The sequence below is a fragment of the Burkholderia sp. TSV86 genome, assembly GCF_001522865.1.
GTDB lineage: Bacteria > Pseudomonadota > Gammaproteobacteria > Burkholderiales > Burkholderiaceae > Burkholderia.
This window is the reverse complement of sequence record NZ_LOWB01000116.1, coordinates 469,181-480,124: the sequence shown is the minus strand read 5'-3', so window position 1 is coordinate 480,124 and position 10,944 is coordinate 469,181. Positions and strand designations below refer to the sequence as shown.

Genomic DNA, 10,944 nt, shown 5'->3' with positions numbered 1-10,944 from the left:
GATGTCCACCAGTAGTCCGGAAGAGATGTTGCGCGACGACGCAGCGACAACCGCGCGCCGTGAGCCCCGGAGCGCGGCGGCACGCAAGTCAGACGAAATCGCGAAAAGGAAGGCCGTGAGGAAAAGCGCACGCGGCGCCGAGCGTCAGCCTGCGCCGTTCCAGTAAGCGAGCACCTTGAGTTCGCCCGCTTCGAGCGCCCGGCGGCACGCCTTGCGGCGCACCTTGCCGCTCGACGTCTTCGGCAGTTGCCCCGGAGAGACGAGGAACACCGAATGCGGATTGACTTCGTGCTTGAGCCAGATTTCTTTTTGGATGTCCGTCACGACATCGTTCAGATTGCCGTGACGCTCGACACGCTCGATCTCGGCGACGATGACGAGGCTCTCCCGCTCGTCATCGTCCGCGACGAACGCCGCGCAGCCGTTCTGAACCACTTTCTCCTGGGTCGCCGTGACCGTCTGCTCGAGATCTTCCGAGTAGTAGTTCCGCCCCGAGATCACGATCATGTCCTTCAGACGCCCTGTCACGTACAGTTCGCCGTCCAGCAGAAAGCCGAGATCGCCCGAGCGCATGTATGCGCGGCCGGCCACGCCGTCGCGCACCGTGCGGAACACCGCATCGCTCAGCTCGGGACGCCGCCAGTAGCCCTGCGCGATGCTCGGCCCGGCGACACAGATCTCACCGACCCGGCCGTCCGCGCAACGCTCGCCCGACTCCGGATCGACGATCAACACATGTTGGTCGCCCGTTACGCGGCCGATGCAGGCAATCGAGCGCCAGCGCGCCGCGTCGCCCCCGGCCATCGGCGATGTGTCGCGCGCGGGCGCCGCGCGGCCTTCGTCCTGCAAAATTTGCCGATCGACGTCGAGCCCGTGCGCCAATGTGTGCGGCTCACGCCCCGCGACCAGCAGCGTGGCCTCGGCCAGGCCGTAGCACGGCGCCATCGCGGAAGGCTCGAAGCCCGCGGCCGCGAAACGCGTCGCGAACGCGTCGATCGTCTTTTGCCGCACAGGCTCCGCGCCATTGAACGCGAGCCGCCAACGGCTCAGGTCGAGTGTCGCGATTTGCTCGTCGGTCAAGCGCTTGCAGCACATCCCATACGCGAAGTTCGGGCCGCCGCTGATCGTCGCGCGATGGCGGCTCACCGCATCGAGCCACACAAACGGATTCTGCGCGAACGACTCGGGCGGCATCAGCACACACGGATAGCCGCCCGCCACCGGCGCAAGCAGGCCGCTGATGAGCCCCATGTCGTGATACGGCGGCAGCCAGCTCACCATCGTGCCGCCGGGCGCGCCGCCCAGCCATGCGTTGAGCATCGTAAGATGATGGGCGAGATTGCCGTTCGAGATCATCACGCCTTTCGGATCGCCTGTCGTACCTGACGTGTATTGCAGGAACGCGAGCGCGTCGGCGCGCTGCGCGGCCGGGGCGTTCGGCTCGGCATCGCGAAGCGCATCGCCGTCGACGGCGACGAGCATCGATTCGGATACGCCTTGCTCGGCAAAGAACGCGCCGCACCGCTCAATGCTCTGGCGGCTGGACAATACGAGGCTCGCGCCCGCGTCGCGCAGCACGCTGACGATCCGTGCGACGTGAAGACGGTTTCTCGGCGGGTAAAGCGGCACCGCAACCGCGCCGGCATGCAGACAACCGAAGAACGCAGCGACGTAATCCGGCCCCGGCTGACACAGCAACAGCACGCGCGCGCCCGCGGGCACGCCGCGCGCGCGCAGCACCGCCGCCACGCCAGCCGCCGCGCGCTCCAGCGCGCGATAGCTCAGCGCCGCGAGGGGCGCCCCCGTCGTCGACAGAAATTCGAACGCCGTTTGTTCGGGCCTCGCCGCGGATCTCGCGCACAAAGTATCGATGATCAGCTGCATCTGATAATCCTTTTGGTTTCCGCCGGCGGGAGCGATCACGCCCGTCGGTCATTGGTCATCCTGGGAATCGTTCGCCGCGCAGGCGAAGACCCTTGGTGCATTGACATTGAGCGCGTCGACGCGGCGCGTGAGAACGATTTCCACCGGCCGTTCGGGCCGTAACGCGACCGTGAACGTCCAGCCGGGGTCCGTCTGAGCGTGCGCGAGCCGCAACTCGAAGCGTTGCAGCAGCAGCGCATAGACAATCGTGAGTTCCATCAGCGCGAAGTTCATCCCGACGCAGGCTCTCGGCCCCATGCCGAACGGGAAGTACGCGCCGCGGGCGATGCGCTTCGTGTTTTCGGGCGCGAAGCGATCGATGTCGAATCGATCGGGATCGGGATGCCAGCGCGGGTCCCGATGAACCTCGAAGTTTTGCAGCGCGACGAACGAGCCCTTAGGCACGTCCCAGCCGCCGATTTCGACGTCGCGCACCGCCTGACGCATGAACAGCGCGGGCGCGACGGGATAAAGACGCATCGTTTCACGAATCATCTGGCCGAGCACCGGCAGCTTCGCGATGTCGTCGTAGCCCGGCATGCGGCCTTCCAACACCGCATCGACCTCGCCCGCCGCGCGTGCGGCAAGCGCGGGGCGAGACGCAAGCACCCAGCCGATCCATTCGAGCGTGGCGACGGTCGTTTCGTGACGCGTGAGGAACAGCGTGATCGCCTGATCGAAGATTTCCTGTTCGTCGGGCTGCCCGCTGTCCCTGCCCTGCCCTTCGAGCAACAGCGAGACCCAATCGCGATAGCCGCCGGGGTGCTGCCGGCGGTCGGCCACGCATTGACCGATCAACCGCCGCAGCATCGCAAGATGCCGGCCGCGCTCGGTCGGAAACGGCAGCCAGTCGGGCCACCGAACCGGCATGAACATATCGCGATACGCGGCTTCGGCAAGCGACGTCACCGCGTGGTCGACCTCACTGCCGGAAAATTGCGCCGCGTTGCGGAACATGCTGCCTAGAATCACGTCGACGGCCAACGCGCCCATCGCGGAACCATAGCGGAACGGCACGCCGACCGGCAGTTTTTCCAGCGCGGCATCGGCCGCGCTGGCGACCTGCTTCGCGAAATCGGCCAGCGTTCGGGTGGAGAACACCGGCTGCAAAAAACGTCGCTGGCGGCGCCACACATCGCCTTCCGACGTCAATACGCCAAGTCCGTGGGTCTTGGTGAAAATGCGAATTCCGGTTTCCCAGCGGACAAAAGCATCGCCGTTGTCGACGAGCACCTCCCTGATCAAATCCGGATGAAAAAAACTGAAATATCGGCGCCCCAGTATTCGCATATGGACGGCGTCACCGTATAGCCGATGTAAATTCGAGAAAAATTTCAGGAAATTCCGCCTCATCCCCCAAATGTGCGGCACGCCCAGCAATCGATCTCCCGGACCGTTTGGTATTCTCAGCGTCTTCATTACACTGCAAACCTTCTTAGATATATCCTGCCCCCGAAAAATCAGCGGATACAGCCGCGGGCATACCTCGTCATTCGCATGTCTCGACACTCCAGGAACGCGACGCAAAGAGGCATTGAATCGCACGCATCAGCTCGCCAGCACGTTCATCCGATTTACTCCGATCAACTCATCAACAACCAATCCCATTGCAAATTCATGAGTTACAAATGAGGCACAAAAAATCTTCCAAAATAATGTTATCAATCAAATTTTTAAAATTATCCAATCAAAATCAAATCCCGTTTACTATTTTACTTTCACAACCAACGACATGGCCAACTTTCTCTTTTTCACACCCAAACAAAATTTATCGAATGCGCTCCATTCCTCATAAATAGAGTGATCTATGCCCGCGATTTTTTCTATTTTTGAAAAACATAATTTAAAAAATCACAGCGAGACTGTGCACGTGTTACGGACCTTCGAACGGATCTGACGAGATTCGGGGTGATGCCCTGCACTAGCTATTTGCGTGATGAGCGGCACCGGTGGCGAAGAACAGTCGTGTGTTACGCCGCGTCCGACATCAGGCAGATCGTGTGTGGATCGGCCACGCCTCGGAAATCGGAAAAACCGTATGTGCGCAGCTGCGGCGTGCAGCGCGGACAACGGTATTGACGCGAAACCGAAACCGCTCAGCTGGAAGCGGAACGACTCATTGGAGCGATCCCACGCTGGACTTTCCAATGGGTGCGCCGCGATGAACCGGTCATCGAAATCGGTAAAGCGCCGCTTGCTCTTCGCAATTCGCACCGGGGCGAAGGCGCCTTCATGCTCACGCGGGATCTCGACGTCGAATGTGCCGTCGTCGGTCACAAAGCGCTTGTTGCACGGCCGGTGCGGTAATGACCCGGCGAAACCTGCACTGGTTAAGATGCGTGAGCCGGGGCTTCGGCTTTGGGGGCGAGGAGGCAGTGCGGCTGAGCACGGGCCGCGTGCCTGCGGTATCGCGTTTCACGTCGCCAAGTACGTCGGCTGATGACGGATGCCAGGCTATGAGTACCGCGCCGGCAGTGACCGCCGAAGATCGATCAGCCGCGAGCGCGACGCACGTGCCCAGGCGAACTGATTGGAGTCGTCCCCTGAAACGCAGGACATAGCCTCTTATTTAAACTGGCGGGTAGGCATAAGATTTATGCCCACCTTCGGCCCGACTCCTGGCGTCATTTGGCAGCGTTCTGGGCCTCGCCGCCGGATGCCGGATCTGACCGACATCTACAAGACATTACCGGCATCTGCATACCTACTTAAGCAACAAATGGAGGCAACGCTGCTCAGCGCCCTTGCCCGACATGCGCAGCGCGCCAGCGAGCAAACGTCCACGTGTCGACGTCGAGCACCGGCGCATCCACCGGGCACCAGCCATAAAAAGCGCCATCCCAGCCAGGGATGGCGATCGGCAAGGTCGATCGAATCGACGTCATCCCGGACCGGTAAGCCTGAAATGGCCAGAATAGCGGCATCATACGGCGCGCCTCCATGTCGCGCCGCATATCGGCATCTCCGCCCTCATCGGTCAGAACGTCGCACTGGAACGCCCATTCGTCGTCGTCCCAGGCAAGAAAAACGCTCGGTTGGCCATGGGCATCGAACATCAGAACGACATTTTGTTCAGGACGCCAGTAATACTCGATGATGCGCTCGCGCTCGACAATCGTGCGCATCGCCGCTATCGCCCTGGAGTCGCAATACGCCGACCCGATACCGTGCACGCCGATGTGCCCTCTTTCAGCGCAGTGCCGCATCTTTGCGTCAGCAAGCGCCGCGGTCAGCTTCCGGGTCATGTCCGGCGCGGACTTCTTCAGATACAAATCGATTAACCCGTCATTGAATGCATCGACGGCTTCGCGCTCGCTCGCCACACTGGTGAGCAGGATTTTCGCGCAGGCAATGTCGCCGAGAGAAGCAAGGAATTCGACGCCATTGATCTCACCCATTTGATAATCGACGACGATTGCTGCCACTTCGTCGAATCGCGCGGCGTCGGTCAGCGGGTCCTGGCCGAATGCATTGAGGCCTTTCTTTTCGAACTCCGAATATTCCGTGCCCGATAAACGCCGTGGCGTCGCACGGCGGCCATGCTTCAACATGAAATTCAACGCGTCGTCCGGCGCGTTAAAAAAACGGTGCAGGCGTTCATTGCGGAAGATTCCGCGCAATGCGTCGAGGAAATCCGGATTGTCGTCAAGAAAAACCACCGACACGGGATAGAACACCGGTTGCTTGGCAAAGCGGCTCATAGCGGGCCCGAAAAACGTGAATAGAACAAGGCCCATGTCGTCATCAGGCGGCGATTCCGCGCAAGAGCCCTCTTTCTGGAAGCAAATTATCGAACATCTCGACGACCGCCGGCAACTACGCGCCCCATGCGCACGGATGCGCCCTATTCGCGCCGCGTGCCACGGTTCAGGGCGCGCTCGACGATCGGATCGCCGCAACGTCGGGTAAATCCGGGTGAGCCGGCTGCGCGGTCTAGGCAAACCCCGCAGCCTGATTTCTCCGGACATTGCGCTTCAAAATCCCGGAATACGGCTCAAGCGGCCCGGACCACCTCTGCGTGCCGCGAATTCAAAATAGGACATGCCCTCATCTCGAAGGCGTGCGCCGCTGCCGCAAGCAGCCGTTCCTCAGGAGCATTTCATGTTGTCCAAAGACATCATCCCTCAAGCCCTGTTTCGTCACACCGCGCTGCTGTCGTCGGAAATCCAGACGACGACGCGCAAGACGTTTCATCATGTTATCGATATTTACCTGAAGGATTCCAATGCATTCATGAATACCTACTTCTCCCGATACTTTGAATGGCAAGGTATATGCCGTGAGCGCTGGTTTCACGAATGCGTCGACGGCAATCTGCTGGCCGCCGGCGGCACATTCATCACGAAGCGCGCGCACCAGGAATACGTGCAGGAGACGTTTCCGTTTCAGCGCGTCGACTGCTATTTGAATACCTTCCAAATCAGGCAATGCTCGGCCTACCTGCTGTTCCGTTTCTACGTGGATGGGCGTCCCGTTTCGCTCGGCTACCAACAAATCCTGTTCGCGGGGCCGGACAAGCGCATTCGACGCTTCCCGGCAGGCGTGCTGGAACGAGTCAAGGAATATGAATTGAGCCTGCCGTCATTCGATAACTAACCGGCTCCGGCTGGCATCGTCCAGCCCGGCGCTCTCGCGCCGGGCTGGATGATGCGGGATCGCACGAACCCCGATCATGCCGCCGTCTGTGGTTCCGGCAATTTGAGCGTGAAGGTGGTCGGCGATCCCGGTATCGATTCGCATGAAATATTGCCGCCGAACACCTCGCATACACGGCGGCAGAACGCCAATCCAAGCCCGGCACCGCGGCCGTGCGATTTAGTGGAGAAAAACGGATCGAAGATATGAGGCAGCACGTCGGCCGCGATGCCGGGCCCCGTATCGCAAATGCGCAACGCGCAATATCCGCCCGCGCGCTCGGCGCTGATCTCGACGCGGCTGCCCTTTGCGCCCGTCGTTGCATGCAACGCGTTCTTCAGCAGATTGAATACGACGAACAGCATCAACGAATCCGAGCCGAAGAAGCGCAGTTGCGGGTCGATCGGCATCACATGGATGCGCTCGCGCTCGCCTGCGGAAAACGGATAGCTGGCAAGCGCCGTATCGATACAATGCCGGATCGAATGTGAAGCGAAGGTACGGCGGTCCACGCGGTTGATCGTAAACATCGCAAGAGACATTTCCACCATCGCGTGCGTGCTGTCGACCTGCCGGCGAATCGCGGCGACCAGCGAGGGCAGACGCTCGAGCTGCCCCGGTTCGAAATCGCCGTCGACGAGCTGGTGCTTCACCGCAAGCTGATATCCGCTGAGCAACGCCGGCAGCGCACTGCCCAGTTCCTCGCCGTACATGCCGATCGCCGCGAGCGGCGTCGCGACCTCGTGCGCGACGGTTGCCGCCACCAGAAACGGCCGCATCAGCCGGTAACGCACGATCGTCACCGCGAGTATGCCGAGGCTGATCGCGATGAAGATGACGCCAGGCGGATAGAATGGATAACCATAGTTGACGGCATAGTCGATCGCGGCGAGCGAATACAGACTCAAGCTGAGCAAGCAAAGATTGAAGAGCCTGCGCTGATCGCGCGTGCGCGCCGCGCGCCGCGCGCCGATCAGCAGCCATGCACTGCGCACGGCGAGCGCCATCGTTTGCAGGACATGCACGGGATGCAAGCGCCCGGCTTTCGGATAATCGCCGAAAGCATAGCGGCGAAAGCCGTCGACGACTTCGTCGCCTGTCAGCAGCAACACCACTAGAATCACGCACAAGCCATACGAAGCGAGCAGCAACGGACGTTCATCGCGCTTGCCGACCACTTCCGTCATGAAGTGATAGAACGTCGTCGGCAAAAACAGAATGAACACATAGCCGATCTTCACCAGCGCGGCGGCAATGTCCGGCTGGGTAGTCTGGAACAAAAACGACCAGCTTCCCTGCCATGCGAACGTCGCCATGCACATCAGCACGAACGGCATCGATCGCCGTGTCATGCCGTCGGTCAGCCACACATAGGCGCCAAATCCGAGAAAGAGCGCAGACACAAACGCTGGCAAGATCGAATACATGCAGCTCGGTTCCGTTTTTGCTGGTTTTTCGTCGTGGGTCGAAACGCATCCGGCCAAGAAGATGCCTTGGGCGCCCATTCGCGCCGTCATGCTCCGCGGGCTTGCGTGTGATCACAAGTCCCTGACGGGCAAACGTTGCCGGCGCCGGCGCCGAAACGAATTTCAAATCGGATCGAGTATATGACAGGTCGCGCTAGAGTGATTACCGTGCCGTCCGGTTCGCTGATCCGGATTCGATGCCCAGCGGCACCGATATGCATCGAACCATGCGCTGGCGCGGATAACCGGCGCGCGGCGTGCTACGGCACGACCACCTGCCGCAACCGGTTGCATACATGGCCGGTGCGCGCGCCATTCCATTCGGATGACGAAGCACCTGCCGCCGCGAATGCGACGCTCATCCCGCCACATGCCGGATTCTATGCGCGAAGTTCGCACGCTCGGCCTTGTCCATTAACGCGAGAAATTCGTCGCGCTCCATATGGATCAATTCCCGATGATCGCCTGCTTCGAAATAAATATCCGGCTGCCGCGCGAGGCTTTCGTCGAGGAAAGTCTGCATACCGTATGCCATGCACACGGGCGGCACCGCGCCCCAATCGCAATCGTTGAAAAGCGCTCGCAACTCGCTTTCCTTCGCGAGCACCAGATGACGCCCGGTGCGGGTCCAAAGCTCGGACAGCCGTATCGCATGCGTCGCCGGCAGCACCGCGGCGACATAGCCGTCCTCGTCCTCCAGCAGGACTGTCTTAGCGAGCCGGTCGCCGGGAATATGCGCGGCCGACGCCGCTTCCATATTCGAATAGCTGTACGGGTGATAAATGATTTCGTAGCGCGAAGCTTTTTCGCGCAAGCAGTCCTGCAACTTGGTCGACATTGACATCGCACACCTCGTCTGAAAAAAGCGCCGCATCTTGCGGCGGCCCCATACGCGCAATATTTCCAGCATAGGTCGCATTCGCCGGCATGAATAACGGCAACGTCGACAGCCTCAACCCGGCTCCGATCCCTTTTTCGTTCGCCGGCTGCGTGCGCGGATGAAAGGCTTCCCAGCCAACACACTGGCACGGGTCCGGCCGATGATTGGGTGCTCTGGAGCGCAGTTTGTGGTCGATTTTTCATGTTGCGGTCATCGCCACGCTTCGCGCGCGCGTCAGACTGAAGCCATTCCCTGAGCCAGGGTCACCAAGGAGCGACAAACTCATGAAACCTCTTGCCTTCGTCGCCGCCGCGGCCATGCTCGCGGCAGCATCGGGTTCCGCGTTTGCGCACGGCATGCCCGAGCGCGTGTTCAAGGAGCACAAGTCGGTTCGCAGCGAAACGCCCGCACCGAGCCCCGACGCCCCCTCGTCCAACTGCGAAGCGCCGAGCTGCCGGGCAGCAGACGACGCGCCCGCGCAGCCGGCGGATTGATCGGCAAATCGACCGATCGCGCTTGTATCGTCGTTGCATCGCCTTGCAAACGGCGGCCCATACGGGCCGCCTCTTTCGCATGGGCGCACGCCTCGCCGCCGGCAAACATGACGGAAATATCATGTTCATCTCATGTTTGCATTGCACCACGTCCGTAGCATCGATCGCGTTTCTCCAGGACACGATCGACCATGCTCAAGCGTATTCTCGCCGCGGCCTTGTCGGTCGCGATCGTGGCGCCAACGGCCTGGGCATTCGCCCAACCCGTTTCGCCTCCGGTCGCGCCCGTCTCGCCCGCCACTGCCGCGCCATCCGACGAAGGGCCGCCCACCTCCCCATCGGCTGCCGCACCCCGTGCGCTGTCGCTTGACGACGCGCTCAGTCTCGCCGCCGCGAACAATCCGCTGCTGCGCAGTGCGCGCGCCGAAGCAGATGCGTCGGTCGGCACGCTGATCCAGGCCGGCGCGCGGCCGAATCCCAGCGTATCGGTGCTGCAGGAAGGCTTCGGCGCGCGGGAGCGCACTACCACCGGCATGATCAGCCAGACGATCGAGCTTGGCGGCAAGCGCCGCTCGCGGCTCGACGCCGCGTCATATGGCCGCGAATACGCGCTCGCCTCGCTCGACGTCCGCACGGCGGCGCTGCGAGCCGACGTGACAAGCGCGTTCTACGGACTCCTGGCGGCGCAGCGGCAACAGCAAGTCGCGGAGGAATCCGCGACGATCGCCGCCCGCTCCGCCGAGCTGGCCGACAAGCGCGCCCGCGCGGGCAAGGTGTCGCCGGTCGAGGCAACCAAGGCGCGTGTCGCACAAGCAGGAGCGCAGATCGAGCTGATGAGCGCACAAACGCAAACGGCAGCAGCGCTTGCCCGGCTGGTCAACGTAACCGGCAGCGCGGACGTGCGCGGCCGCACCGCAACCGGAGATCTCGAAACCGTGCCCGACGTCGAGCCGCTGAGCGAGTTGCTCGCCCTGCTCGACGACGCGCCGCTCACGCGCGCGGCAAAAGCCGACATGCAGCGCAACAACGCGCGAATCGCGATTGAGCAGGCCAAGCGTATTCCTGACATTACCGTCAGTGCGGGGTTCAAGCGTGTCGTCGCGGCCGGTTCGCCGTATAACCAGGCCGTCGTCGGCGTGTCGATTCCGCTGCCGCTGTTCGACACCAACCGGGGCGCGCTGCTCGAAGCGGTGCACCGGGCCAAGAAAGCCGATGCCGATTTCGATAGCGAGCGCGCGCGGCTGCGGCTCGAGCTGACGCAGGCGTATGCGAATTACGAACGCGCAACAGCGCAGGCCCGGCGTTTGAAAGACGAAGTGCTGCCCGCCGCGCGGCAAGCGCTCGACGCGATGTCGCGCGGCTATCAGCTCGGCAAGTTCGGCTTTCTCGACGTGCTCGACGCCCAGCGCACACTGTTCGCCGAGCAGTCGCGCTACGTGCAGGCGCTCGCCGACGCTCAACAAGCCCGAACGGATCTCGACCGACTGGTCGGCGCACCGATGCCGGCCCCGTCCCGCCCTCTAGCCCAACTTCCTTGAAATTTTCG

The 10,944-nt window shown here is 61.9% G+C and carries 9 protein-coding genes; 3 read left to right on the top strand and 6 right to left on the bottom strand.

All coding sequences use genetic code 11. From position 1 onward, the window contains the following. Positions 1 to 144: 144 nt before the first annotated feature. From WS68_RS23570 to WS68_RS23560, 4 genes are all read right to left on the bottom strand, one after another. The gene (locus tag WS68_RS23570; protein ID WP_156429635.1) at positions 145 to 1,884 is read right to left on the bottom strand and encodes a fatty acyl-AMP ligase; all 1,740 of its coding nucleotides are present in this window, start codon (positions 1,882 to 1,884) and stop codon (positions 145 to 147) included. Positions 1,885 to 1,932: 48 nt separating this feature from the next. Beyond that, on the bottom strand, positions 1,933 to 3,276 hold the full coding sequence (locus WS68_RS23565) for a cytochrome P450 (RefSeq protein ID WP_231753097.1): 1,344 nt from the start codon (positions 3,274 to 3,276) through the stop codon (positions 1,933 to 1,935). Between the two features lie 498 nt (positions 3,277 to 3,774). Further along, positions 3,775 to 4,200, bottom strand: a complete 426-nt coding sequence (locus WS68_RS29650; RefSeq protein WP_197419665.1) for a hypothetical protein — start codon at positions 4,198 to 4,200, stop codon at positions 3,775 to 3,777. Between the two features lie 458 nt (positions 4,201 to 4,658). After that, a complete protein-coding gene (locus WS68_RS23560) occupies positions 4,659 to 5,624 on the bottom strand; it encodes a hypothetical protein (RefSeq protein WP_059573163.1) in 966 nt (321 codons plus the stop codon). Between the two features lie 400 nt (positions 5,625 to 6,024). Between WS68_RS23560 and WS68_RS23555 the strand changes: the two genes are divergently transcribed. Next, on the top strand, positions 6,025 to 6,519 hold the full coding sequence (locus WS68_RS23555) for an acyl-CoA thioesterase (RefSeq protein ID WP_059573042.1): 495 nt from the start codon (positions 6,025 to 6,027) through the stop codon (positions 6,517 to 6,519). 74 nt (positions 6,520 to 6,593) lie between these two features. Here the strand turns inward: WS68_RS23555 and WS68_RS23550 are convergent, their stop codons facing one another. Continuing rightward, positions 6,594 to 7,985, bottom strand: a complete 1,392-nt coding sequence (locus WS68_RS23550) for a sensor histidine kinase (protein WP_059573041.1) — start codon at positions 7,983 to 7,985, stop codon at positions 6,594 to 6,596. Between the two features lie 397 nt (positions 7,986 to 8,382). Beyond that, entirely contained in the window at positions 8,383 to 8,868 is a 486-nt protein-coding gene (locus WS68_RS23540) for an aminoacyl-tRNA deacylase (protein WP_059573162.1), read from the bottom strand. 320 nt (positions 8,869 to 9,188) lie between these two features. On the opposite strand from WS68_RS23540, the gene WS68_RS23535 reads away from it, so the two are divergent. After that, positions 9,189 to 9,398, top strand: a complete 210-nt coding sequence (locus WS68_RS23535) for a hypothetical protein (RefSeq protein ID WP_059573039.1) — start codon at positions 9,189 to 9,191, stop codon at positions 9,396 to 9,398. A gap of 191 nt (positions 9,399 to 9,589) precedes the next feature. Continuing rightward, complete coding sequence (locus tag WS68_RS23530; protein WP_059573038.1) at positions 9,590 to 10,936, top strand: TolC family protein; 1,347 nt, start codon at positions 9,590 to 9,592, stop codon at positions 10,934 to 10,936. The last annotated feature ends 8 nt before the right edge of the window (positions 10,937 to 10,944 follow it).

What these genes read in the sequence shown, in the direction of transcription:
- WS68_RS23570 (WP_156429635.1), bottom strand. Translation starts at nt 1,884, where the DNA reads ATGCAGCTGATCATCGATACTTTGTGCGCGAGATCCGCGGCGAGGCCC.
- WS68_RS23565 (WP_231753097.1), bottom strand. Translation starts at nt 3,276, where the DNA reads ATGAGGCGGAATTTCCTGAAATTTTTCTCGAATTTACATCGGCTATAC.
- WS68_RS23560 (WP_059573163.1), bottom strand. Translation starts at nt 5,624, where the DNA reads ATGAGCCGCTTTGCCAAGCAACCGGTGTTCTATCCCGTGTCGGTGGTT.
- WS68_RS23555 (WP_059573042.1), top strand. Translation starts at nt 6,025, where the DNA reads ATGTTGTCCAAAGACATCATCCCTCAAGCCCTGTTTCGTCACACCGCG.
- WS68_RS23550 (WP_059573041.1), bottom strand. Translation starts at nt 7,985, where the DNA reads ATGTATTCGATCTTGCCAGCGTTTGTGTCTGCGCTCTTTCTCGGATTT.
- WS68_RS23540 (WP_059573162.1), bottom strand. Translation starts at nt 8,868, where the DNA reads ATGTCAATGTCGACCAAGTTGCAGGACTGCTTGCGCGAAAAAGCTTCG.
- WS68_RS23535 (WP_059573039.1), top strand. Translation starts at nt 9,189, where the DNA reads ATGAAACCTCTTGCCTTCGTCGCCGCCGCGGCCATGCTCGCGGCAGCA.
- WS68_RS23530 (WP_059573038.1), top strand. Translation starts at nt 9,590, where the DNA reads ATGCTCAAGCGTATTCTCGCCGCGGCCTTGTCGGTCGCGATCGTGGCG.